We start from the raw sequence: 24880 nt of genomic DNA on the forward strand, positions 1-24880 counted from the left end.
AACGGCCCTTCGCATACGCCCCGCGATCGCGGAGAGGGCGCTTGAGGGCAAGCGCCCCTACCGCATGGCGATCGACACCCGACTGCGACGCGCTTACGTCAGCTCGCACGCGCCGCCGGCGCAGGCGACGACTTCCTTGAGCTTCGTCTCGTCGGTCTGCTCGACAAGTTCGGTGTAGTTCACCGGGTTGTATTTCAACCGGTTCCACTTCGCGAAATCGTCCTCGGTGGTCACGGCCTCGCGCGGCGCCTGCGGGTAGCGCTTGTCGCCATCGTGTCCGAGCAGCGACACGCCGGTGAAGTGTTCGCGGTGCTTCCAGATGAATTCCGAGACGGCGTTCCATTCCTCGTTCTTCACCGTGCAGGTGTTGGAGACGTTGTGATGCAGGCCGGGCGAGCGCGAGTTGGGCGCCTCGCCGTTGAGCACCCAGTGCTGCTGCACGAGCTGGACGAAGTGCAGGAAATCCACCGCGCCGATCTCGTCGCGCAGGATGGCGTGCGCCGGCGCCTCGACGGCGAACGTGATGACGTCATCCGTCTCGGGACGGTAGACCGACGACTCGGTCATGTGCGGGTTGCTGGCATGGAAATGCCGGTAGATCGGGTCCTTGCGGTTCGCCTGCACGCGACGGAAGTAGTGCCGCGCGTGGTGCGGATGGATGCCGGACGCCGCGCCGAGCAGGAGCGACGCGGTGCCCTCGGGTTTCACGCAGGTGACGCGCGCCGCCGGACGGATACCGATGACGGAGGCGACGATCTGGTTCGCCGCGCGACAGAGGCGCGCGCCGCGCTCGAGCACCTCGGGGTTGAAGAGGATTTCCGGATTGTCCATGAACCCGCAGATCGAGACGCCGAGCAGCGCGTCGCGCTCATTGAGGTAGCGCGTCACCGGCCCGAGATACGGGATGTGCGTGTAGGACGCCTGCAACGTGCCGATCACGGCGGCCTGGATGCAGGCGACGAGGAAATCGTCGACGGTCTGCAGCGCCGCGCCGTTGATCGTGCTGAGATTGCACATCTGCCAGCCGGAGAGCCGCGTGCCGGGTTCGACGGAGCCGGTGTAGCCGAGCGCGCGGAGCTTCGCGACCTCCGCTTCGTCGTCGAGCGCGCCGCCCACGACGGGGTGCAGGCCGATTTCGCAGCACGGATTGCAGCCGTAGTCGGGATGATCGGCGAAATAGAAGCCGGGCTCGCCGAACTCCTTCTGCGCGGCGAAGAGGCGGCGGAAGAGCGTGTCGTCCTGCGCGCCACGTTGCAGCACGGCCGAGTTGTTCGAGGCGGAGCGCTGCGGGTTTTTCTCGAACCAGTTGCCGGTCTTCGCGGACATCATCTCCTCGTCGTCGGGCGAGAAGAGGCAGATCGTGGCCGAGCGGCGGATGCCGCCGCTGAGCACGGCGCGCGCGGTGAACATGCAGATGTCGTAGACCTCGATCGGGCGGAGCTTGCGACCCGAAGCGGCCGTGAGGATCGCCTCGACGTCGATCAGCGCCTGCTTGAGCGGCAGATGGCCGGGCGCCTTGCCGCCGGCGGTCACAAGCGCCGCGCCGCGCGGGCGGATGGCGGAGAAGTTGAACTCGGCCTTGAAGTGCTCGAAGTGGCTCCGCACGAGGAAGTGCAGCGCATCCGACCAGCCCTCGATGGTGTCCTCGATCGCGTAGTGTTCGACGCGCAGCTCCATTTCCTCACCGCGCACCGGCAGCGTGGGCAGAAGCTCGACGTGGTGGCGTTGCACCGAGAAGCCGCAACCCGTGCCCGCGAGGAGCAGGAAGAAGTATTCGCGGAAAAACTCGAGCCGGTCGACCGGGCTGAACGAGCAATTGAAGAGCCGCGCGTGGTTCTTGAGGATCGCGTCGCCGCCGAACTGCAGTGAGCGCATCGACGGCAGCACGCGCTTCATCGCCACCGCGCCGAACGCGCGATGGATCGCGTCCTGCAGCGTGCCGCCCGCGAGCCATTCCGCGAGGAAGCGACGGTCGCCCGGCTGCACCGGCGAACGGTCGTCCGGCGGCGGGAGTTTCTGCGTGAGGCGGTCCTTGAAATGCTCGAGGTGCATGCCCATCACGCGGCGCGAGGCCTCGGGGAACGACTCGCGGCGGCCGAGATCGCGGCGATAGCGCGCGTATTTCGCCGTGGCGATGTAGTCGCTGAGGCCGTTCTCCGCGTAGTGATTCAGGCGGTTGGCGTCCTTCTTCGCGCGGTAGATGATGTAGCTGCGCGCGACCTCCCACTCGCCGTCGGCAGCGATGGCCTTCTCGACGGTGTCCTGCACCTCCTCGATCGTCGGATGCCGGCCCTGGCGGTAGACGAGTTCGATCATGCGGCCGACGCGAGCGGCGATCGCCTGGCAGCGCGCGAAGGTGTCGGCATCGAGGCCGTAGCGCGCGTCGGCGTTGGCGCGCGCGGGGTTGTCGGCGGCGCCGTTTTTCACCTCGAAAAACGCCAGCGCGACGGCGCGGGTGACCTTGGCGTTGTCCCAGGGCATCGTGGTGCCGTCGCGTTTGACGACGCGGCGATCAGCAGCGGCGATGGCCGTGGTGGCGTGGCGGGAAGAGAAGCGAGCGAGTAAAGTTGCAGCAGTCATGTTCGTGCGGGGAAACGCGCATCATACGAACGCGACCGCTGCGCCGCTAACCATCGGTTGGCTTATCGCGCAGGTGACGCGCAAATTTCTGCGCAGCTTTTTCCGCGGAAAAACGGAAAAAGTTCTGGCCAATTTTTTCGGAGTTTGTTCGCGCACGACTTGCGCGCTCTCAGCTCTCAGCTCTCAGCTCTCAGCTCTCAGCTCTCAGCTCTCAGCTCTCAGCTCTCAGCTCTCAGCTACAGCCAACGCCATGTCACCGCCTGCGTCGTGAGCGCCAGCGTCACGGCATAGCCCGCCACGAAGCTGAACGACACCGCATCCCAGCGTCCGAACCAGTCGCGCACGCGCGCCGCGCGCAACGCGCCATACCAACCCGCCCAGAAAACCCCCGCGGCCGGCGGCACCGCGAAAGCGATGTCGGATTCGAACGCGCGCCCAAGCAGCACGAACGCCGCCGCGAACGCCGCGACATGCAACGCCCCTTCGGCCGTCCCGACGCGCCGAAGTGGCGCGGATGCTACGGTGACTTCATCGTCCATGCCCCGCAGTCTAGCGCGCCACCGCCGCGGGAGCCATACGCAGCGCTGCGTAGGAGGTCCGAAACCCCGCCGACGCCAAGGCACCTCGATCCGAGCGAGATTCGTCACCCGAACACGCAAGGTGGGCGTCGGCGTCCCTGCCGACGCCGGCGAAGGCGGCACATGGCGCGCTCGCGGCTTTCGTCGCCGCCGGGGATGGCGGCGACCACCTTCACGCACCGCGCGCCGTGCCGTATCCGCCGATTTCGTCGACTACGGATAGCACGGATTGAGTCGGATTCAACGGATGCCTCCCACGAAGCGCATCCGTGCCATCCGTTTTCATCCGTGCAATCCGTGGCCAAGAAAACGTGCCGACGCAGCACGCGCCGCTCTCGCCGCCTGCGTGCCAAGGTAGGGGCGCGGACTCCGTTCCGCGCCGAGGAATTCGCGGCGGGCCCAGCGGTCCCGCCCTACCCGTCCTCTGTTCTCCGTGCGCTGTCCTCGGTCGCCCGTCCTCCGTCTTCCGTGCTCAGTTCGCCCGGCCGGTGCGGAGGTTCTGGGCGAGACGCAGAATGTCGGATAGGACGCCCGACGCCGTCACATCTCCGCCGGCACCCGCGCCGCGCACGACGAGCGGATACTGGCTGTAGCGTTCGGTGTGGAACGCCACGAACGCCTCCGCGCCGCGCAAGCCCGACGCTGGATGCGCCGCGTCGACGCCGACGGGCGCGACCGTGACCGACGAGCCATTCGCACCGGGCTCGATGCGCGCGAGATAGCGCAGCAGCTTGCCCTCGGACTTCAATTTCGCGACGCGCTCGACGAACGCCGCGTCGGCGGCTGCGAGCTTATCGATGAACTTTTCCGGATCGTCCTCGCGCAAGTGTTCTGCGGGCACGAACGGCTCGAGCTTCACGTCGGCGAGGTCGAGCTGCAGGCCGAGCTCGCGCGCGAGGATCAGCGCCTTGCGGGCGACGTCGAGGCCCGAGAGGTCGTCGCGCGGATGCGGTTCGGTGTAGCCGAGGTCCTTCGCCTTCCGCACGGCCGCGGAGAGCGGGACGCCCTGCGTGAGCTGTTCGCAGAGGAAGCCGAGCGTGCCGGAGAACGCGCCTTCGATGCGCACGACGACGTCGCCGGTGCGGACGAGGTTTTTCAGCGTCTCGATGACCGGCAGCGCCGCGCCGACAGTCGTCTCGTAGTGATAAGCGCGGTAATGGCGGCGCGCGGCCGCGAACATCGCTTCGCGCTCGGCGCGCGGGAGCGCGAGCGGCTGCTTGTTGGCCGAGACGACATTGATGCCGAGATTGAAGGCCGCGACGTAGAGCTGCTCCATGCCGGGAGAGGCCGAGCAATCGACGAGCACGGGATTCGGCAGGCGCGCGAGTTCGGGCAACAGCTCCGCGACCGCGCGGCGCGACTTCGCCTCGGCGAGCGTCTTCGCCGCCGTGCCGGCCGCGTAGCCGGGCGCGTGGAAAATGCCGCCCTGGCTGCCGGCGAGGCCGACGAGGCGCACGTTCACGTCATGCTGCGAGCGCAGCGCGTCGCCGTGCGCGGCGAGTTGTTTCAACAGGCTGCCGCCGACGATGCCTTTGCCGAGGAGCAGCACGTTCAGCTCCGCGTGTGCGAGATTGAAGGCGGCGTGCACCGTGCGCACCGCGAGCGCGGTGTCGCTGGCGTCGACGACGACCGAAATGCTCCGCGCCGACGCGCCCTGCGCCATCGTGCGCACGGACACGCCGACGGTGCCGATGGCGTGCAGCATGCGGCCGGCGACGTTCGGCCGGCGGCCCATCGACTCGGCCACGAGCGTGACGAGCGATACGGGCGAGAGCACGGGGCCGAGCGTGAGGTCGCCGCGCATCAAGTCGGCCGCGAGCGCCTGCTGGAGGATCTCCTTCGCGCGCACCTCGTCGGCGACGGGCACGACGACGGTGAAGGTCTGGCCGAGCGTCGACTCGGTGCTCAGCCACACTCGCACGCCCTCGGCGTCGAGGGCCGCGACGGCGCGGCTGACGACGGGCCGGCCGATGCCGGTGCGGCGCGACTGCACGCCGATGAGCGAGAGGTTTTCGAGGCTCGTGACGCACGTGGGGCGCGCCGGATCGGGATTGCCTGTGGCATCGATGCGCGTGCCGGGCGCATCGGGGTGCGTCGTGCTGCGGATGACGAGCGCCGCGCCGCATTCGCGCAGCGGGATGATCGTCCGCGAGTGGAACATGCGCGTGCCGAAATACGCCAGCTCGAGCGCCTCGTCGTAGGACAGCCGGTCGACCGGAGAGGCTTCGCGCACGAGGTTCGGGTCAGCGGTCATCACGCCGAGCACGTCGGTCCAGACGGTGACGGCCTCGGCCTTGAACAGCGAGGCGAGGAGCGTAGCCGTGTAGTCGGAGCCGTTGCGGCCGAGCGTCGTGGTGTGGCCGTCGCGCGTGCGGCCGATGAAGCCGGTCACGATCGGCGCGACTCCCGAGAACGTCGGCAGGAGCGCGTTGAACTTTTCCGCCGTGGCGGCCTTGTCGACGGCGGCGTTGCCGAAGGTCGCGTCGGTCGCGACGAAATCGCGAGCGTCGACGGCCTTGGCCGGGCAATTCCGCTCGCTCAGCGCACGGGCGACGAGGGCGACCGAGATGCGCTCGCCGGCGCTGATCACGGCGTCGAGCGAACGCGGCGAGCATTCGCGGGTGAGTTCGATGCCGGAGAGCGTGCGTTCGACGGGCATGAGCACTTCGTCGAGGTCGGCCTTGAACGCGCGCAAGCCGTGCGCGGTGAGCACCGGGCGCGCGATGGTCGTGGCGAGTTCGCGCACGCGGCCGAGTTCGCTGCGGGCCTGCGTGATCTCGCCGTCGGCGGCGGAGCGCGCGGCGAGGATGAGCCAGTCCGTCGTGTCGCCGGGCGCGGAGACGACGACCGCCACCGGTTTCGGCGCGGCGGCGATGAGATCCAACACGCGCGGCAGGCGGCCGAGTGTGCCGACGGACGAGCCGCCGAATTTGTAGATCTGCCAGGAGCTCATGGGTTCAAAGGGTCAGCGCGCGGCGCACGAGTTTTTCCAACTGCGTCCACTCGAGGAGAAACGCGTCGTGGCCGTGCGGGCTGCGCAACGTGGCGCGAGCGACTTTCGTGCCGTTCGCGCGCAGCTGCTGCGCGAGCAGCTCGGATTGCGCGGGCGTGAAGAGCTGGTCGGTGTCGACGTCGACGACGAGCGCGGGCGCCTTGATGCGCGCGAGCGCCGGGCCGCGCGTGCCGGGCAGCGGCGCGGTGAGGTCGTGGCAATCCATCGCGTCGAGCTGCGACTCGTAACATTGCGCGGTGAAGCGGCCGTGGAGCTTCTTGCCGTGGTGCTCGAGGTAGCTGCCGATGGTGCGGGCCGTCTGTTTTTGCGCGAGGCCGGGCTCGGCGCGGTAAGTGAGCATCGCAATCTGGCGTGCGACCTCGAGGCCGCGCGCGGCGTGATGCGGATAACCGGGATCGACGCGCAACGCGGCACGCGCGACGTGATTCCAGCCGACCGTCCACGGCGTCGCCGTTGCGCTGGTGGCGATCGGCATGAGCCGGGCAAAGCGCTGCGGATCGCGTGCGCCGAGCGCGAGCACGACCATGCCGCCGAGCGAGCCGCCGGCGACGAGTTCGACGCGTTTCAGGCCGAGCGCGTCGAGTCCCTGCAGAATGGCGCCGGCGAGATCGACGCTCGTGAGCTGCGTCTTGCGGGACTTCGGCCAGCCCGGCATGCCCGGCGCGCTGCTGCCGTAGAACGACCCGAGGTTGTTGAAACAGAGGATGCGATGCTTCGTGGGATCGAGCACGCGGCCCTCGCCGATCAAGGGCTCCCACCAGCCGTCTTCGCCGCCGACTTGGGCGCTGCCGGTGAGAGCGTGCACGAGCAGCACGGTCGGCACGTCGGCCAGCGGCTCGGCCGGCGTGTCGCCCTCACGGCTCCACCACCACGCCGCGATGCGATGCCGGCGCACGACTCCGCCGCGCGCCAGCCGGAGATCCGGCAGCGCGAGGATGAAGTGCTGCGGCGCTGCGGCAGGACATCGAGTGGCCATGGCGGAGGAGCGCACCAAACGCGAGGCCCCGTCTCAACGCCCCACCAAGTCATAGCCCTACGTCTTTCGGCTCATTCGCGATATGACATGGAATCAAGCCCCGGTGACCGGTCCGCGTGTTGCGGCGTCGCGCGGGCTGCGCGCCAATCGCCGCATGTCCGTTTTTCGCCCTCTGCCGCTCGGCACGCCCATTCCCGGCTCATTGCACTCTGTCTCGTGCAGCCTGCCGACGATGGCGGACGTGATCGGCTACGAGGAGCGCGACGCGCGCGTGATCGAGGCGATGCGCGCGGGCTATCCGCGCTTCGCAGTGCATCCGCTGGTGCAGGAGCTCACGCGCCTGCTCGCGACGGACTTGGCGAAACCCGGCGAACAAGTCTGGCCCGTCCTCAACGCCCGCGCTGCCGCCGCGCTCGTCGCGCAACTCGGCGCGGACCGCGCGCGCGCCACGGCGCATGGCGGCGTCGCGGTGGTATTACACGCCGCCGAGCCCGACCTCGCGGCGCGCGCCAAGCTCTGGCTCCAGCACACAGGCGGGCTGCTCAGCTCGCGCGGCGCCGAGGACGCGCTTGCGCGGCTCGGTCGACGCGCGGTGGTGGCCGAGCCGGTGTTCGCCGGCAATGCCCGCACGGCGATCGAGGGCGTGTTGCTGCCGCTCTTTGGCGGCGCGGCGGCGAGCGACCTGTTTCTCGCTGGCAGCGGCATGGGGGCGATGCACGCGGCGTTCCGCGCCATCTCGCGTGTGCAGGGCGCGCGCGGCCGCACGGCCTGGGTGCAACTCGGCTGGCTGTATCTCGACACCATCGCGCTGCTGAAGAAATTCACCCCCGAGCCGGCGCGCGACCACCTCGTGCAGCACGACGTCACCGATCTCGCCGCGCTGGAAAAACTCTTCGCGCAGCACGGCCCGCGCATCGCCGGCATCGTCACCGAGGCGCCGACGAATCCCTTGGTCCAGACCGCGGACCTCGCGGCGATCAAGGCGCTGGCGCATCGCCACGGCGCCCGGGTTATTGCCGACCCGGCGATCGCCTCGCCCTTCAACGTCGACGTCCTGCCGCACGCGGACATCGCCGCGTTCAGCCTCACAAAATACTCCTCGCACGAAGGCGACGTGATGGCGGGTGCGGCGGTCATCAATCCCGCCGGTCCCGACGCCGACGCGCTGCGCGCGGTGCTCGGCGACGAACTCGATCCGCCTTACGCCCGCGACCTGGCGCGGCTCGCGGCGGAAATCCAAACCGCGCCCGACGTCGTGCGCCGCATCAATGCCACGACGCCGCTCGTCGCCTCGTTCCTCGAGCGGCATCCGCGCGTCGAACGCGTCTGGTGGTCGCAGCAACGAGCCACGCGGGACAACTACGCGCGCATTGCCCGCACGCCGCAGTCGGTCGGCGCAGTCGTGTCGTTCACCCTCCGCGGGTCGCTCGCGAATTTCTACGACCGCCTCACGCTGCCCAAGGGGCCGAGCTTCGGCATGGCGACGACGTTGATCTGTCCTTACGTCTACCTCGCGCACTACGACCTGCTGCCGCAGCGCGGCGGCGGCACGACGCTGCGCGATGCCGGCCTGCCGCCGGAGCTGTTGCGTCTGTCGGTCGGCACCGAGCCCGCAGGCGACATCGTCGCGGCACTTGGCGCCGCGCTCGAGTGAGGCGCGCTCGCGCCGCGCTCAATCTCCGCGCAACAGTCGCCCGACTTCGGCATCGAGCCGCTCGGGCGGGACGTTGGCGACGGCGAGACGGCCGGTGCGATCGAAGAGGAACACCGCGGGGATGGACGTGATCGCGAAACGCTCGGCGAGTTCGTTCCGGCCCTCGCCGTTGAGGAGAAAATGCTGCGGCCACGTCAGGCCGTGCTGGCGGATGAAGGTTTCCAGTTTTCCGCGGGTGCCGGGCCGGTCGAGCGAAACGCCGACGATCTCGAGGCCGGCGGCGCCGTGCTCGTCGCGCAGCTGTTTGAGCCGCGGCAGCTCGACGACGCACGGCTGGCACCACGTCGCCCAGAAATCGAGCAACACCACTTTCCCGCGCAGCTGCTGGAAGTCGACCTCGCGGCCGTCGAGCGCGATGAAGCGCAGTTCGAACGGCGCGCGGCCAATCAGGCGGAGGAATTGCCGCCGCGTCGCCACCTCGCGCAGCAACGCGTGCGGGCTCGCGGCGAGCCGCTCCACGATCTCACCGGCGGCGGCAGGGTCCAAGCCCTCGAGGCGCTCGAGCGTGCGCAGTTGGATCAAACGAAGTTCCGGATTCGCCCCGAACCGGGCGACGTGATCGTCGAGTCGCCGCTGGATCGCCAGCAGCTGGGCGGCGGTGGGACTCTCCCCGCAGCGGGCCGCTTCCTCGTCGATGAGGAGCACGGAGGCCGTTCCGCGAATTTCGGTCGGAACGTCGCTTCGGTCGACCGCTTCGGCAGCGAGCTGGCGCACGCGCGCGTTGAAGGCCGGCGGAACGGTGTCCGGAACCGGCCACGGGCGAACCTCGCGGAGGTGCACGGCCACGGCCCAACGCCGGGGATCCTGCGGATAGGTGTCGAGGAACGCAGCGCCGAGGCGCTCGAGGTCGGCGACTTTGCGGTCCCACCACGCGTTCTTTTCCGCCTTGGTGGCGTTGGCGGGCATGGAAGCGTCCCGAATTTTCTCGAACTCCGCCCACGCACGATCGGCGGCCGGCTCGGCCGCGAGGCAGCTGACAGCGGCGGCCAGCAAGACGAACAGCAGCGAGAGGCGCATGTTCAGAAGGATTTGGTGGCTTCGAAATACACGAACCGCTGGCGCGGGTCGTTGAGCAGGCTGTGCCACAGGTTGATGCGCGCAGTGCGGAGCGGCGGCGTGCGATCGAAGACGTTCAAGGCGCCGAGGGTGAACTTCGTGCCCGCGAGCCAGTCGCGCCAGCTGGTGCGCTCGCCGACGCGCGCGGGGAACGAGTAGCTGAACTGGACGTCGTGCTCGGTGGAGCTGGGGATCTTGTCGCCGTCGACGCCGGTGCGGGTCGGGCGCGAGGGTTTCAAGGTGTTGGTGTCACCTTCGTAGGAATGGATGTAGCGGGCCGTCCAACTCGCGGTGAAGCGACCGGTGTTGAACCAGACGCGGCCGCGGCCGCGGAGCTTCACCGGGCCGTCGCCGAGCAGGTCGACATCGCCCGCGCGATCCTCGAACGGCTGTTCGTCGACCGAGCGTTGCTTGAAGTCCAACACGTAGGTGCCTTCGACCGATCCGCCGAAGCTGCGCGTCGAGGAGAGTTCGCGGCGGTAGTCGGCCTTGACGTCCCAGCCGGAGGTGATGAGGCGCGAGAGGTTCACCGGGCGCGCGTCCATCTCGATGATCGGGCCGGGCATGCCGGCGGGATCGCCGGGCAGGCGCGGGCCGCGCACGATGCGGTCGGGCACGTAGGTGACGAGGTCCTGCTCGTTCGGGTAAGTGATGACGTCGCTCTTGTCGTAGCGGTAGTAAGCGACGTTGAGGGTCAGGCCGGGGATTTGGCGCGGCGTGAACACCACGCCGAGGTCCCAGGTCTTGCTGGTTTCCGGCCGCAGGCGGGGATTGCCGCCGACGAGGTAGACTTCGGGCTCGACCGGTTCGTCGCCGCGGAGCGGATCGGTGGCGATGCCGAACGTGATCGGGCCGATGTCCTGCACGGGAGCGTAGAGATCGGACTGGCGGGGCGGCTGGAAGCCCTCGCTGAAACTGGCGCGCAGCGCCACGTCCGGCAGCGGCGCGTATTTGAACGCCACCATCGGCGGCGCGGCGGCGCCGAAATCGTCGTAGCGCTCGAGGCGGATCGCGGCGGAGAAATCGAGCGACCACAGGCCGGGGCGACGGTTGCGCTCGCCGACGAGCGGGACCTGGACTTCGCCGTAGGCGGCGATGGCGCGGCGGGAGGAGTTGCCGTTGATGTCCTCATCCGCGTAGGCCGAGCCGGGCAGGAGCGCGTAGTCGCCGTAGCGGAGCTGGGTATCGGAAGTCAGGTGCTCGAAACGCACTTCGAAACCGAGGGAGAAATTCGTCAGCGCGCCGGCGATTTCCATCAGCTCGCCGTTCACGCGCCAGTTGGTGGCGGCGATTTCGGTGACCTCGTTGCGCGTATCGAGGCCGCGCAACTTGGCCAGCTCGGACTCCGAGGCGAGCGGTGCGCTGCGCAGATCGCGGAAGGGGTTGTAGTATCCGGCCGCGACGGCCGGCGCGAGGAGCAGGTGGTAGGTGGTGGCGTCCGAGTGGGCGTCGTTGCGGTCGCCCGAGAAATCCACCGCCCAGTTGAGCGGACGCGCGAAGAGCTCGAACTTGCCCTTGAGACCGGTGACGGCGCGCAGGGTGAGCTTGTCACTGTCGGAGTAGCTGTCGGGCAGGTCGATGGGATCGACGAGCACGGAGATGGATTTGCCGACGAAGCCCGGGGTGACGTTCGTGCGGAAGGGATTCACGGGGGAGTTGGCCCCGAGGTTGATGACCGTGAGCGTGCGATACGCGCCGACGCTGGTGTCGGCCCAGCGCCAGCTGAGTTCGCTGTAGGAAGAGAGTCCGTTCTTGAACGTGTGCTCGAGCGAGGCGAAGGCGGCGTAGGACTCGCTCGGCGCCACGAGCTTGGCGCGGCCGATCGAGGGCAGGTCGCGGATCGGCTGGCCGGCGTTGGCGGCGAAGGAGGCGGGCGTGAGCCCGACGCCGTTCGAGCCGGTCGGCACGTAGGCCCACGCGGCGGTGGGCGCGCCGGGGATGCCGAGCGGCGGCAGGGCGGGACTGGAAACGGTGACGAGCGGCAGCGGCGATTGGGCGTTGCGGAGGACGTCGCGCAGGTAGGTCGGCGCGCCGGGCGGCACGCGCTCGAGCGCGACTTCCCAATAGCGGCGGTCGCTGAGATGGAGGTCGTTCTTGCGGTTGTATTCGAAGGAGAGATTGAGCGCGGTGCGGCCGTCGTTGAACTGGCGGCCGTGGAAGACGCTGCCGCGGACCTCCTCCGCGCCACCGCGCGCGGCGCCGAGATACAGGCTGGCCTCGGAGCCGGAGAAGCCTTTGCGGAGAATGATGTTGATCACACCGCCGACGGCGTTGGCGCCGTAGATCGCGGAGCCGGAGGTGGCGAGGATCTCGATGCGATCGACGGCGCTGAGCGGAATGCGACTGACGTCGGCGCCGCCGAACTCGCCGCCGAAGAGGCGCCGGCCGTTGATCATCACCAGCGTCTGGTTCTCGCCGAAGCCGCGGAGATTGATGCCGTCGGAGGAAAACGGAAAGCCGCCCGTCTGGCCGAGCTGCACGGCGGCGAGGTTCTGCGAGCCGGTGCCGAAGCTGGTGTTGCTCGGCAGGCTGCGGAAGAACTCCGGCAGGTTCGTCACGCCGGAGCGGTCGATCTCGGCGCGGTCGATCACGGTGTAGCGCACGCCCTCGTTCTCGCGGCGGGGCACGACGCCCTGGTTGACGATGCCGGTCTCCCGCACACCGGTGACCTCGTAGCGGTCGAGCACCACGGCGCCGTCCTTGACCTGCGCCGCCCGGCTGTCAGCCGGACGGCTTGCGTCGTTTTTTTCGTCGGGGGCGGAGCGGTTGACGGTGAGGGCGCCGGTCTGCTCGTCCTGCACGAGCGCGAGGTCGGTGCCGACGATCATCCGCTCGAGCGCTTCGCGCGCGGTGAACTCGCCGCGCACGGGCTTGGTCGCGACGCCGCGCACTTTGTTGACGAGGAAAACGACCTGTTCGCCGGATTGCTCGGCGAATTGCCGGAGCGTGGCCGCGGCGTCGCCGGCGGGCACGTCGAAGTTCTTCCGAACCGGCTCGGCGGCGGACAGGCCGACGGCGAACAAAAGCACGAGGAAAAAGCCGGCGAGCCGGCGCAACGCGAAGAGATGACGAGGTGACATGGTGAGCCGGAAGGGCCGGCCACTTGTTGTGACGAACCGAAAACGAAAGCGGGCTACGTGGCCGCGGAAATTTTCCGTGTCAGCGGGCACGCCGAATCACGATCCGATCGGGGCCGGCGCGCACGGCAATCATCTCGCCGCTGCTGGTGAGCAAGCGCACGAACGCCTCGACGTCCTCCGCGCGGAACGTCGCCTCGACCGGCAGCGGCGCGAGGTCGGCGTCGCCGAGCTCGATCTGGACGCGATTGCGGGCGTTGAACTGGCGCACCACCTCGGCGAGCGGCGTCTCGAGGAAGCGCAGACGCGGCTCGCGCCACGACAGCTCCGCGCGGATGACCGCCGGAGTGACGTCCTCCACGGCGGGCGCGACCGCAGCGGTCGCCACGGTGGGCACGCTCACGCGTTGCCCGATGCCGATTTCCGGAATCGGCTCGCGCGCGACCGGCAGCGTCGCAGGCGGATCCACGCGCACGCGGCCCTCGGTGACGAGCACCTGCACGCAATCGGTTTTCAGGCGGACGTTGAAGGCGGTGCCGACGGCGCGCACCGCCACGCCATCGGCCTGGACGATGAAGGGGCGGACCGGGTTCTTCGTGACTTGGAAAGCGGCCTCGCCGCGCACGAGCGCGACGCGCCGCTCGCCGGCGGTGAATTGCTCGCGAATCTCGGTGTCGGCGTTGAGGTCGACGATGGAGCCGTCGGGCAGCGTCATGCGCTGGTAACCGCCAACGGTCGTGGCGTAGTGGGCGTGCGGCTCGCCGGCGGAGGGCGCGGCCGGCCGGAGCCAGAACCACGCACCGGCGAGCGTCAGGCAGGCCGCCAGCGCCGCGGTCGCCGCGAGCGAGCGGAAAGGCAGGACGTTGGCGCCCGCCGGTCGGGCGAGCAGGTCGCGATCCGGATGCACGCGCGCCTCGGGCCGGAATTCGCGTAGCGCCTGCAACGAGCTCCAGGCGTGCTCGAGGCGACGCACGGCTTGTTCGTGTCGCGGATCGGCCGCGCGCCACGCGGCGAACGCCGCGGCGTCCTCGGTGGACAGACCCTCGTCGCGCTCGGCCAGCCAGGCGGCGGCGGTGGCCTCGATGGCCTCGTCGCGCGGGAAACCGGTGGAATCGAAGGGAGCGCTCACGGTTTGTTTTCCTCCGGCGCGATGCGAGCGGTCGCGATGCCCCGCGCGGCGAAATAGTCGGCGCACCGGCGCATGCCTTTGGCGAGTTGCGCCTTCACGGTGTGCTCGGAGATGCGGAGCTCCGCGGCGATTTCCTTGTGCGAGAGGCCGTAGAGGAGGCGCAGCGTCATCGCTTGCCGGCAGCGATCCGGCAGCGCCTGCACGGCGGCGGCGAGCAACTCGAGTTCCTGCTGGCGACCGAGGGCGTCGGCGATGCCGGGAGATTCCTCCAGCACGGGCAGCGCCGCGACGTCGGCGACGGACTCGATCGCGACGACCTCGCGGCGGCGAAAGAGATCGAGCGCGAAGTTGCGCGCGGTGGTGAACAGATACGCCTTGGCGTAGCCGACCTTGCCCGCCTGGCGGGCGCGGATCAGCCGCAGGTAGGATTCCTGCACGACATCGTCCACATCGGGCAGAAAGGGAAATTTCCCGCGCAGCCACGCGCGCAGCGACGGCTCATGCGGTTGCACGTCGCGCGCGAACCAGCCCGCGTCGACGGACGCGGGCGAGGACGGCGGCTTGAGGGAATCGGCGGACATGCGGACGAAGGCGAGGAATCTGTGCGGGGCACAGGGACGGAGACAAACATCGATGTTGTCCCGTCACCTTGTTTGACGAACGTCCGGCCGAAACGGGCTACGTCGTCGCCGAAAAATCAGAAACCCGCCGCTGCTAAGCAGACGGCGGGCTTCACACACACATACAACGACGACAAGATAGCAGGGCCGCGCGACACGCTCCATGGGCCTTTCGGTCCATAACGTGTCATGCGGCCCTAGCCGTTCGTCGGATCAGCCGCGGCGCTTGAGGTCGGCGGCGCCTTTGGCGACGAGCGCGGGGTCGACGTTGACGCCGGCCTTCGAGAGCGCGGCCTCGAGGATCGCCTCGCCCGGAAGGTAACCGATCACGATGTCCACGATCTTGCCTTCGCGATCGATGATGAACTGGCACGGGATGCCGCCGACGCCGTAGCGGGCGCGCGACACGCGCTCGGGCTTTTTCTCGGCGGCGTCGTGCGTCCAGACCATGTCGGGATATTTCGCCTGGTTGGCTTTGACCCATTGCTCGAACTTGGCGCGGGCATCGCTCGTGCAGTTGGCGAGGACGACGACGCCCTGGTCCTTGTAGTGGGCGGCGACTTCCTGGGTGTGCGGCATCGAGGCCATGCACGGCCCGCACCACGTCGCCCAGAAATCGAGGATGACGACCTTGCCGCGGAAGTCGGAGAGCTTCACGTCCTTGCCGTCGACGGTCTGCGAAACGAAGTCCGGCGCGACGGCGCCGATCTTGAGCATCTCGACGCGCGGCTCGGGCTTGGGCGTGGCCGCAGCGATGTCGGCGGCGGTCCAGACTTTCGCGGGCATGTCGGCCGGCGCGAGCTTCACGCCCGAGCGGAGGAGCAGGTTGCCCATGGTCTCCCCGTAGCGCGGACCGAAGCCGGCGCTCCAGCCGGCGAGTTTGCCGGCGGCGTCGAAGACGAGGGTCGTCGGGATGGGCGACATCACGCCGCCGAGCTTGAAGGTGAAGATCGATCTCATGTGCTCACCGGACGCCTTGCGGAAGGCGGCGCGCTCCTCGTCGTTGAGTTCGGCCATGTCCTTGTCCGGGCGCGGCGATGGGCCGGCGGGGTCTGCCACCAAGGTGCCCACGACCTTGGCGCTGTTCTCCGCCTGCCACTTTTGCACGACATCGAGCGCGGCGTAGCCGGCGACACCGACGAACTTCACGTCCGGGTATTTCTCGCTCCACGATTTCCACGCAGCGAGGAACGGCTCGCCCGGGCCGTGAGCGCCGCTCCAGACGCCGACGACGGTGACGTGGCCCTCCAGCAATGCGGAGAGCTTCGCGCGCGAACCGTCGAGTTGCAGCAGTTCGACATCAGGCGCGGAGGCGCCAGCTTTCAACTCGGCGAAATTCTCGCGGAAAGGCGGCGGCGGATTCTTCTCGGCGTCGGCCGCGGCGGCGGCGCGGGCTTTCTCCTCTTCGGCGGATTTGGCGAGCTGTTCCTTGCCCTTGGCGACGATGGCGGCGTCGACCTTCACGCCGAGCGTGGCGAGCGTGGCTTCGGCGCGGGCGTCATCTTCGCCGCCGTTGCCGAGGATGGTGGCGGCGATCTTGCCGTCGCGTCCGATGATGAACTGCGTGGGGATGCCGACGACGTGGTAGAACTTGTTCGAGGCGCGCTCCTCGAAGGTGGCGCTGCCCTGCTCGTTCGGGTCGAAGAAAAACTGCAGGTCGGGATACTTCGGCTGGTTCTTGGGAATCCACGCCTTGAAGCTCGCGATCTTGTCACTGGTGCCGGAGGCGACGACCACGACGTCCTGATCCTTGTATTTGGCGGCGAGCTTTTGCGTGTGCGGGAACGAGGCGATGCACGGTCCGCACCACGTCGCCCAGAAGTCGAGGATGACGACCTTGTCCTTGAAGTCGGACAATTTCACGGTGCGGCCGTCGACGGTCTGCATCGGAAAATCCGGTGCGACCGCGCCAGCGCCGAGGGTGGCGGGGCGCTTGACCGCGGTGGCGGGCTCGGAGGGCTTCGCCTGAATCGTCGCCGCGGCCACCGTGGCGGGTGCGGCGGCTTTGGCGGCGGGCAGCATGCCGCCGCCCATCGGAGCGGACGCGGGCGGATTGGCGCGCGCGGCAGCGAGGGCTTGCTCGATGAGTCCCTTGTCGGCGTCGTTGAGTTTCACCTCGGCGCGCTGGAGGATCTCGCGCAACAGGCCGCTGACCCGCGGTCCCATGCCGATGACGCCGCCGACGAGTTTGCCGTCGGGGCCGACCACGCAATACGCGGGATACATGCCGGCGCCGAAGATCATGTAGGAGATCGCTTCCATCATCGCCTTGCCGGCGGGATCCCAGGACACGGTGTAGCCGGGGGCCGCGGTTTCCTTGGCCCATTTCTCAAAGTCGGCGCGCTCGGTCGTGGTGTTGATCGCCCAGACGGCGAGGCCTTGCGCCTGATACGCCGAGGCGATCTTGGCGACGTCGTCCGGCGGGTTGCGCGCGCCGGTCCAGAAATTGATGAACACGGTCTTTCCGCGAAAATCGGAGAGCTTCACGGTCTTGCCGTTCACGTCGGTGGTGGAGAAGTCCGGCACGGTCTCGCCGGCGGCCATGTTGGCGAAGCGCAGCGTGGGATTCGCGGCGGTCGGCATCGCGGCGGTCTTCGCGATCATCGGGATCGATTTCGGGCGGTTGGTCTCCTCCGGCGGCAGGCCGCTGAGGTCGACGGGCAGGCCGCCCTTGGCAAGCAGGCGCAGCACGTGCGGATTCACGGTCGGGCCGCCGCCGCCGGTGGTGCCGATGAGTTTGCCGTCCTTGCCGATGAGGAAGAGCGTCGGGAAACCGGAAACGCCATACTGCGTGTTGAAGACGGACGTCGCCCAGTTGTCCTTGCCCGCCGGGTCGTGCGCGGTGCGGAACTTGTATTTGTCGCCGTTGCGTTTGACCCAGCCGTCGTAGTTGGCGCGCGAGTCATCGGCGCAGACGGCGAGGACGACGAGATCGTTGGCGGCGTATTTTTCCGCGAACTCGCTGTTGTGCGGCATGGAGGCGACGCACGGGCCGCACCACGTGGCCCAGATGTCGACGAGCACGAGTTTGCCGCGGAAGTCGGAGAGCTTGATCTCCCGATTGTCCGGGCCGACGACGGTGAAGTCGGGCGCGAGCTCGCCCGGTTTCGGGCCGATGTGGGTCGAGGGAGCGGACGGAGTGACGGTGGCGGGCGCAGTCACCGGATCCTCGGCGAGGAGGAAAAGCGGGGCGGCGGCGAGACCGAGGAACAGCAGAACGAGTTTCTTCATGGGAAAAGGAGGCCCGCGGCGCATGGCGCCGCGGGCGGGAATGGGAACGGTGAGGAGTTAGAACGGCAGCAGGAACGAAAGTTCGTAGGCGCGACCGAGGATCAACTGGTAATGGAGCGCGGCGTTGAAGCCCCAGATCGTGTCCGAGAACGGCGGCTCCTTGTCGAAGATGTTGTTCACGCCAAAACCGACGCGCAGGCGCTTGCCGTAGCCGCGCCAGACGCCGTTCTTGAATTCATAGGCGATGCGCGCGTCGACCTTCGTGACGGAGGGCGTCGGGTAATAGACCACGGAGGCGCTGTTGGCCACGAGGTTGTTGCCGGCGCTGTTCGAACCGAAGCCGTCGAGGTGCCAGATGAATGCGGCGACGCTCCAGCGGTCATTGTTCCAGTTGAGGCCGACGTTGTATTTCCACTTCGGCGGAGCGGCGGTGTCTTCCTCGAGCACCACGGCCGGCTGGCCGGGCGCGACTTGGCGTGTCGCCTCGAGCGTGTGGCTGGCGAAGACCGTCGCGCGGAACCGGCCGAGCTGCTGCCACGGCAGCGTGTAGTCGGCGGAGAGATCGAGCGAGCGGTTCACGATGTGGCCGAAGTTTACGAAGGTCTGGTCGACGTTCGTGATCACGCCGGGCTGATTGAGCGAGACGTCGGTCGGGCTGGGCGTGGCGCGGGTGACGCGGCCGGGGAAGAGCGCCTCGTTGTTCACGATGTTCTGCGCGCTGATGATCTGGAGCGCGTCGGACTGCTTCGTCTCGTAGATGTCGAGCTGGAGCTTGAGCCCCTTTAAGAAGGGCGGCTCGTAGACGATGCCGTAGAACATGTTTTCGGAGGCCTCCGCCTGGGGATCCAGGTTGGAGCCGCGCGAGACGATGACGCCGGTCGTGCTCGCGGGCGTGCGGCGCGGGTCGGTGATCGTCGCGGTGGTGTTCGGCGAAACGACGAGATACTCGGTGACTCCGGGCGCGCGGAAGCCCTGGCTCCAGCTGGCGCGGAACAGGAGCGAATCGAACGGCACGAACGAGAAGCCGATCTTCGGCGTGGTCTTGGTGAAGCCGCCGGCCTTTTCGTGGCGGCCGGCGAGCTGGAGGTCGAAGCGCTTAAGGAACGTCCGGGCGTTCGGCTTGCCGAAGACCGGCACGGCGAGCTCGGCGTAGACGGCGCTGCGGTCCTGCTCGCCCGACACTTCGGTGCGGGTGGCGACCGGAGTCGGGCTGTTCGTGCTGAAGGTCGTCGTGACGCTGTTGACCTTGGAAACGCTGTGGCTGCCGCCGACGGCCATCTTGATGGGGCCGCCCCAGAAGTTCATCAAATCGCCGTCGAGATCGAGGTCGATGCCGCTGGCGGTCGACTCCGAGAAAACGGACGGATAAACGGCGAGGCGCTCAAGCAACGCGGCCTGCGAAGGCGCGCCCGCCGCGCGGGCGTCGATGAAGGGATTGAAACGCTGCGCCGGATCGGCGGCCGTCATCAAGGCGACGAAACCGCCGCCGTTGTAGTTGCGGCTGATCTGGCGGTCCTTCTGGTTTTGCCAGGTGCCCACGAGTTCCCATTGCCAGGTTTGCGCGAACTTGCCGCGCAAGCCGCCGCTGACGGCGTCGTCGAGCGTGCGCACCACCTGCGACTCAGGTCCGAATTCGACGAGCATCATGCCGATGCTGACGTTCTGGTTGAAGGGATTGAAGGCCGCTGGCAGGACCGCCGCCGAACCGAAGCCGCCGGTGATCGAGCTGGCGGAGATTTGCGCGTTGGTCGTGGTCGTGTTTTTCGTCGTGCGGAAACTGCCGAAGCCCTCGACGCGGTCGTTGAACTTGTAGGTGAAGTTCGCGTTGAGGCCGATGGTTTCCTTCTCGGGGATGAGGTCGAGGAACTCGGCGGTGTTGAGGCGGCGCTGACCGGAGCCGTTCACCACGCTGGCCGGCGAGACGATGTTCGTGGTCGGGATGAATTGCGCGATCGTCGGCGTGCCGGTGCTGCCTTCGGGCGTGAGCACGACGCGGATGCCGGGGATGGCGTCAAACGTGCCGGACACGACGCCGCCGGAAGCCTGCACGACGGCGGGGTAACCCCAGAGCAGGCGGAAATCGCGGCCGTTGTTGGTCGCGCCCGTGGTGAGCAGCGTGCCGGTCGGAATGCCGGTGTGATTCTGGTTCTTGGAGAAATTGCGGTGGTTGGCCTTGAGGTTCTGCCGGTCGAAATAGTCGACCGCGACCGTGCCGCTGAGTTTGCCGAGGTTGAAGCCCTGCATCAGCGTGCCGGCTCGTTCGCGGCCGCCGCCGTGCTCGGAAATACGGGTCGCGCCCGTGGCTTCGCCGCCCACAAAATCCTTTTTCAACACCACATTGATCACGCCGGCGACCGCATCGGCGCCGTAGATCGCGGACGATCCGTCAGTGATCACCTCCACGCGATCGATCATGCCGAGCGGGATGGTGTTCAAATTCACGAAACCCTGGCGCGTGTCGGTCGAGCGGTTGCCGGAGCCGGACTGCGCGACACGGCGGCCGTCGACGAGCACGAGCGTGGAACCGGAGCCGAGGCCGCGAAGGCTGACGCCGGAAACGCCGGTCTGCGCCGGCGGAGCCGCGGAAGAGCCGAGGATGAGATTGAATGGCGGCGTGCTCGTCTCCGTGCGCTGGCCGAACTCGGGATTGAGTTCGTTCGGCGCAGAGCCGCGACCGGACGAGATGCCCGAGTAGGTCTGCGGGATGGAATTGAGGAAATCCGCGAGCGTGAACGCGCCGGTCGAGCGGATGTATTCCGCATCGTAAGCGTTCACAGGCGACGGTCCGGCGACGTCCGTTTGGCGAATACGGCTGCCGAGCACGCGGTAATCGTCGAGCTTCACGGCCTTTTGCAGGTCGGTCGCGGGCTTCATCGCCGGCTGGTCGCTCGCCCGACGGAGGCCGAGCGCTCCGGTGCTGGCATCCTGCACGACGACGAGGTCGGTGCCGGCCACGAGCTGCTCGAGCGCAGCGCGGGCGGAGAGCTCGCCCTTCACGGCGTTGGTCCGCACGCCGCGAACGATCTCGACGGGATACACGATCTGCTCGCCCGATTGCTCGGTGAAGGCGGCCAGCGTCGCCGAAGCGGCGCCGGCGGAGATGGAATAGGTTTTCTTGGTCGGCTCGGCGAAAGCGCCCAGCGTCAGCATCGTCAACGCGACGAAAACAGCCGCACCGCGGAATCGGCGCAGCCAGAGGAACGGGCTCGGTGTGTTCATGGTGTGTGAGAGGTGGCCGGGGAGGTGGAGAGAGGGGCACCCGGCAAAAGGGACGACGACCCGCGACGTCGTTTCCATTATCGCCGCGCGCAGATTCCGCGCGGCGCGACACCCTTATGACTCAGCGCGGCGGCGCGGAGCGGAGCACGTAGCGGCCATCCTCGTATTCGGCGTGCACGCCCGAGGTGAGTTCGAGCAGGCGCACGAAGGCGTCGGCGTTGTCCGCGCGAAATTTGCCGCCGAGCGGGAGCTTCGCGATGCGGCGGTCGGCGACCACGATGCGCGTCTCCTGATTGTAGCGGTTGAACTCTTTCACGGCCTCGTCGAGCGGCGTGTCCTTGAAATTGAGGCGCATGCCCTGCCACGACAGCGCCGACTCGATCTCGTCGCTCGTAGCCTCGATCACCACGGGCGCGAGCGGCGTGGGCACGGCGGCGTTGACGCTCGTGCGTTCGCGCGCGCCGACCATGGCGGCGTTGAGCGCGCCTTGAAGCTCGGGTTCCTCGGGCTTGGGCGGATCGATGCGGACCTTGCCCTCGGTCACGAGCACGTCGACGGCGCTGCCGTCGAGGCGGACGTTGAAAACCGTGCCGACCGCGCGCACGCGCACACCGCCGGCGGTGACGATGAACGGCCGGTCGGGATTCTTTGCCACGGTGAAATAGGCCTCGCCGCGCACGAGTTTGATGCGGCGCTCGGTCGCGGTGTAGTCGACGGCGATCTCGGCATCCTTGTTCAGTTCGACGACCGAGCCGTCGGCGAGCGTGCGCAATTCCGACGAACGGAGGACGCTCACGGTCTTCGACGCCGTGTCGAACGGCCGCACGAGCACCAAGGCGAACGTCACGACGGCAGCGACCGCGAGCGCGGCACCAGCCCAGCGCCAGAATCGACGGCGCGGCACGGCGAGCAGGTCGGGATTCGGCTTCTGGCTGTGTTCGGGTTTCCACTCCGCCAACGCATCGAGCGCGCTCCAGGCTTTTTCGAGCCGGGCGACGGCGGCGCCGTGCCGCTCGTCCTCGCGGAGCCATTGCAAGTAGGCGTCCTGTTCCTCGGGGGTGAAGCCGCGGTCGCGCTGCGCGAGCCACGTCGAGGCGGCGGCCACGATGGCTTCCGGCAGGGGTGAAGGGGTGGGATTTTCAGCAGGCGAACGCATGGGCTCAGGGCAGACCGTGGCGGGCGAGAAACTCGGTGCAGCGACGCATGCCGTTGGCCACCTGCACCTCGACCGTGTGCTCGGAGATCCCCAGCTGCGCCGCGATGTCCTTTTGGGACAAGCCGTAGATCTTCCGCAAGGTCAGCACCTGGCGGCAGCGGTCGGGCAGCGATTGGATGGCATGCGTCAAAATTTCGAGTTCCTGGCGGTGGGCGGCGCTTTCGGCGACACCGGGTCCATCGTCGTAGACGGGCGAGGCGCCCAGTTCCGTTATCGGCTCGAACGAAACGATCTGGCGACGGCGCGCCCAATCGATCGCGAGGTGCCGCGCCGTGGTGAAGAGCAGCGCGCGGGGCGTCCGCACCTCGCCGCGCGACCGGGCGCGGAGGACGCGAGCGAAGGACTCCTGCACGAGGTCGTCGACGTCCGGCAGCGCGGGGAACTGGCTGCGCAACCAAGCCCGCAGCGCAGCCTCGTGCGGCTGCACCTCGGCGGCGAACCAACGCGAAAGCTCCTGTGGATCGTGGCTCAACGGACGAACGAAGTGACGGCCGGGACCCCACTCCGCTGGTGCGGGCGAGTCGAGCCTTGAAACGTGGCCGGAAACTTTTCCGCGCACCCGCTAATGGAAATTGGCCGCCCGTTCGTCGTTGCGCGGAGAGGGAGACGACGCGTCGCCGCCGGGCGGACGCACGCGATTGACCGAAAGGCGCACGCTTTCGCGCTCGCGGCGCGGCGCGGCGGGCGATTCGCTGCGAGATTCATGTCCGCTTCCGCGCCACACACTTCGCCGGAGCCGCCGTGGCGCATCGGTCTCGAGAGCGCACGCCGGCTCGTCCTGCCCGGCTTGGTGCTGGTCTCCGCCGCGGCGGCGCTGGTCACGAGCTACTACCACGTGGAATCGGTCCGGGCCGCACTCGAGCGCGTGGCGGCCTTCCGCATGGACTGCGGCTGGTGGTTTTCGGCGGCGGCGCAGGCCACTTTCGGCGGGCTGATCCCGTTTCTCTACCTGCATTTCCATCCGGCGACGCGCGCGGCGCATCCGGCGCGGCACGTCGTGTTCTTCGTGTCGTTCTGGGCCTACAAGGGGATCGAGGTCGACGCGCTCTACCGGTTGCAGGCGGCGGTGTTCGGCGATAGCCCGGCGCTCAGCTGCGTGCTGCCGAAGATGCTGGTCGATCAACTGATCTACAACGGCCTCTGGGCGGCGCCGCTCGCCGTGCTCATCTACGCGTGGAAAGACGCCGGGTTTCGCTGGACGGAGCCGCTGGCGGATTTCAGGCAACCGCGCTGGTATTACCGCCGCGTGCTGCCGGTGATGATCGCGGTGTGGGCGGTGTGGGTGCCGGGCGTGTGCTGCATCTACGCATTGCCGCTGGCGCTGCAGATTCCAGTCAACTCGCTGTTGAACTGCTTCTGGGTTATCCTGTTCTCCCTGATGACCGTGCGCGACCGCGCCCCTTGACTCGACGCTTGGCCCCAACGGCCTATGGTCCGGCGCCGGCCAATGTGTTAGCTTGGCGCCTCGCGCGATGAACTCCCCTGCCCTTTCCGCTCCGAACGCGACTCTGCCACCGCTGTTCGCCCTCATTGGCCGCACGCCGCTCGTGCCCCTGCATTTTCCGGAAGCGGGTGTCACGCTTCACGCCAAGGCGGAGTTCCTGAACCCCAGCGGCTCGATCAAGGACCGCCTCGCCGCCCACATCATCCTCGACGCCCGCGCGCGCGGCCTGCTCCGCCCCGACTCGGTCATCCTCGAATGCACCAGCGGCAACACCGGCATCGCGCTCGCGATGGTCGGCACCGCGCTCGGCTATCGCGTGAAAATCCTCATGAGCGAAACCGCGTCCGTCGAACGCCGCCACTTGATGCGGCATTTCGGCGCGGAGCTGCAGCTCTTCAAGGCCGACCGCGGCTACATCACCGGCATCGAGATCTCCGAGGAAATGGCGAAAAACGATCCGCGCATCTTCCTGCCGCGCCAGTTCGCCAACCCGCTCAACGCCCAGGACCACGTCGACCACACCGGCCGCGAAATCCTCGCGCAATTGCCCGGCCGCATCGACGCCTTCGTCAGCGGCTACGGCACCGGCGGCACGCTCAACGGCTGCAGCCGCGCCCTCCGTGCCGCGCACCCGCAACTCAAGGTCGTCGCGATGGAACCGGCCGAGGCCGCCATGCTCAGCGGCGAGTCGCCCTGCTGCCACAGCATCGAAGGCGTCGCCGGCGGCTACCTCCCGCCGCTCCTGAAGGATGTCCAGGTCGACTGGCCGGAAAAAGTCTCGAGCCCCGATGCACTGGCGATGACCCGCCGGCTGGCCCGCGATTTCGGCTTCCTCGTCGGCACCTCGTCCGGCGCCAACGTCGTCGCCGCGCTCCGCACCGCCCAAAAGCTCGGCCCCGGCGCCCAAGTGGTCACGATCCTCTGCGACCGCGCCGAGCGCTACTACTCCACGAAACTCTTCGCGGAAACCGCCGCGCCGTCCGTCTAAGGGAACGACGCCTCCCGCCGTTTGAAATATTCTCCGCCC

At 68.3% G+C, this 24880-nt stretch carries 15 protein-coding genes; 3 read left to right on the forward strand and 12 right to left on the reverse strand.

The genetic code is table 11. The features are described 5' to 3' along the window. Positions 1-93: 93 nt before the first annotated feature. The 4 genes from HZA32_07895 to HZA32_07910 all read right to left on the reverse strand — a co-directional run bounded on the left by HZA32_07895 (position 94) and on the right by HZA32_07910 (position 7147). Positions 94-2580: a recombinase gene (locus HZA32_07895; protein MBI5423996.1), complete on the reverse strand. Its 2487-nt coding sequence runs from the start codon at positions 2578-2580 to the stop codon at positions 94-96. 236 nt (positions 2581-2816) lie between these two features. Continuing rightward, entirely contained in the window at positions 2817-3119 is a 303-nt protein-coding gene (locus tag HZA32_07900) for a hypothetical protein (GenBank protein MBI5423997.1), read from the reverse strand. A 511-nt stretch (positions 3120-3630) separates the two neighbouring features. Continuing rightward, positions 3631-6111, reverse strand: a complete 2481-nt coding sequence (locus tag HZA32_07905; GenBank protein ID MBI5423998.1) for an aspartate kinase — start codon at positions 6109-6111, stop codon at positions 3631-3633. Positions 6112-6115: 4 nt separating this feature from the next. Next, complete coding sequence (locus HZA32_07910; GenBank protein MBI5423999.1) at positions 6116-7147, reverse strand: alpha/beta fold hydrolase; 1032 nt, start codon at positions 7145-7147, stop codon at positions 6116-6118. Positions 7148-7301: 154 nt separating this feature from the next. Here HZA32_07910 and HZA32_07915 point away from each other — a divergent pair, with 154 nt between their 5' ends. Beyond that, entirely contained in the window at positions 7302-8801 is a 1500-nt protein-coding gene (locus HZA32_07915) for a PLP-dependent transferase (protein ID MBI5424000.1), read from the forward strand. 18 nt (positions 8802-8819) lie between these two features. Here HZA32_07915 and HZA32_07920 read toward each other — a convergent pair whose 3' ends face one another. From HZA32_07920 to HZA32_07955, 8 genes are all read right to left on the reverse strand, one after another. Then, on the reverse strand, positions 8820-9878 hold the full coding sequence (locus HZA32_07920; GenBank protein ID MBI5424001.1) for a TlpA family protein disulfide reductase: 1059 nt from the start codon (positions 9876-9878) through the stop codon (positions 8820-8822). 2 nt (positions 9879-9880) lie between these two features. Further along, a complete protein-coding gene (locus HZA32_07925; GenBank protein ID MBI5424002.1) occupies positions 9881-12997 on the reverse strand; it encodes a TonB-dependent receptor in 3117 nt (1038 codons plus the stop codon). Positions 12998-13076: 79 nt separating this feature from the next. After that, complete coding sequence (locus HZA32_07930; GenBank protein MBI5424003.1) at positions 13077-14123, reverse strand: FecR domain-containing protein; 1047 nt, start codon at positions 14121-14123, stop codon at positions 13077-13079. Beyond that, positions 14120-14704 (reverse strand): sigma-70 family RNA polymerase sigma factor, encoded by a 585-nt coding sequence (locus HZA32_07935; GenBank protein MBI5424004.1) that lies wholly within the window; start codon positions 14702-14704, stop codon positions 14120-14122. Before HZA32_07935 ends, HZA32_07930 begins: the two co-directional genes overlap by 4 nt. 252 nt (positions 14705-14956) lie before the next feature. Next, complete coding sequence (locus HZA32_07940) at positions 14957-17974, reverse strand: redoxin domain-containing protein (GenBank protein ID MBI5424005.1); 3018 nt, start codon at positions 17972-17974, stop codon at positions 14957-14959. Between the two features lie 57 nt (positions 17975-18031). Continuing rightward, a complete protein-coding gene (locus HZA32_07945) occupies positions 18032-21193 on the reverse strand; it encodes a TonB-dependent receptor (GenBank protein MBI5424006.1) in 3162 nt (1053 codons plus the stop codon). Positions 21194-21314: 121 nt separating this feature from the next. After that, entirely contained in the window at positions 21315-22349 is a 1035-nt protein-coding gene (locus tag HZA32_07950; protein ID MBI5424007.1) for a FecR domain-containing protein, read from the reverse strand. Between the two features lie 4 nt (positions 22350-22353). Further along, positions 22354-22881 carry an RNA polymerase sigma factor gene (locus tag HZA32_07955; protein ID MBI5424008.1) on the reverse strand — a complete coding sequence of 176 codons (528 nt, stop codon included), beginning with the start codon at positions 22879-22881 and terminating at the stop codon, positions 22354-22356. Positions 22882-23112: 231 nt separating this feature from the next. Between HZA32_07955 and HZA32_07960 the strand changes: the two genes are divergently transcribed. Together HZA32_07960 and HZA32_07965 are read left to right on the forward strand one after the other, a co-directional pair. After that, positions 23113-23814 carry a hypothetical protein gene (locus tag HZA32_07960; protein ID MBI5424009.1) on the forward strand — a complete coding sequence of 234 codons (702 nt, stop codon included), beginning with the start codon at positions 23113-23115 and terminating at the stop codon, positions 23812-23814. A gap of 67 nt (positions 23815-23881) precedes the next feature. Then, positions 23882-24841: a cysteine synthase family protein gene (locus tag HZA32_07965; GenBank protein ID MBI5424010.1), complete on the forward strand. Its 960-nt coding sequence runs from the start codon at positions 23882-23884 to the stop codon at positions 24839-24841. Positions 24842-24880 lie beyond the last annotated feature (39 nt).

The organism is Opitutia bacterium, assembly GCA_016217545.1.
In the GTDB taxonomy this organism is placed as follows: Bacteria; Verrucomicrobiota; Verrucomicrobiia; order Opitutales; family Opitutaceae; genus Didemnitutus.

Coding starts and splice junctions, on each gene's coding strand:
- HZA32_07910 (MBI5423999.1), bottom strand. CDS start 7,147: ATGGCCACTCGATGTCCTGCCGCAGCGCCGCAGCACTTCATCCTCGCG.
- HZA32_07935 (MBI5424004.1), bottom strand. CDS start 14,704: ATGTCCGCCGATTCCCTCAAGCCGCCGTCCTCGCCCGCGTCCGTCGAC.
- HZA32_07965 (MBI5424010.1), top strand. CDS start 23,882: ATGAACTCCCCTGCCCTTTCCGCTCCGAACGCGACTCTGCCACCGCTG.
- HZA32_07945 (MBI5424006.1), bottom strand. CDS start 21,193: ATGAACACACCGAGCCCGTTCCTCTGGCTGCGCCGATTCCGCGGTGCG.
- HZA32_07900 (MBI5423997.1), bottom strand. CDS start 3,119: ATGGACGATGAAGTCACCGTAGCATCCGCGCCACTTCGGCGCGTCGGG.
- HZA32_07905 (MBI5423998.1), bottom strand. CDS start 6,111: ATGAGCTCCTGGCAGATCTACAAATTCGGCGGCTCGTCCGTCGGCACA.
- HZA32_07895 (MBI5423996.1), bottom strand. CDS start 2,580: ATGACTGCTGCAACTTTACTCGCTCGCTTCTCTTCCCGCCACGCCACC.
- HZA32_07960 (MBI5424009.1), top strand. CDS start 23,113: ATGTCCGCTTCCGCGCCACACACTTCGCCGGAGCCGCCGTGGCGCATC.
- HZA32_07940 (MBI5424005.1), bottom strand. CDS start 17,974: ATGAAGAAACTCGTTCTGCTGTTCCTCGGTCTCGCCGCCGCCCCGCTT.
- HZA32_07920 (MBI5424001.1), bottom strand. CDS start 9,878: ATGCGCCTCTCGCTGCTGTTCGTCTTGCTGGCCGCCGCTGTCAGCTGC.
- HZA32_07950 (MBI5424007.1), bottom strand. CDS start 22,349: ATGCGTTCGCCTGCTGAAAATCCCACCCCTTCACCCCTGCCGGAAGCC.
- HZA32_07925 (MBI5424002.1), bottom strand. CDS start 12,997: ATGTCACCTCGTCATCTCTTCGCGTTGCGCCGGCTCGCCGGCTTTTTC.
- HZA32_07915 (MBI5424000.1), top strand. CDS start 7,302: ATGTCCGTTTTTCGCCCTCTGCCGCTCGGCACGCCCATTCCCGGCTCA.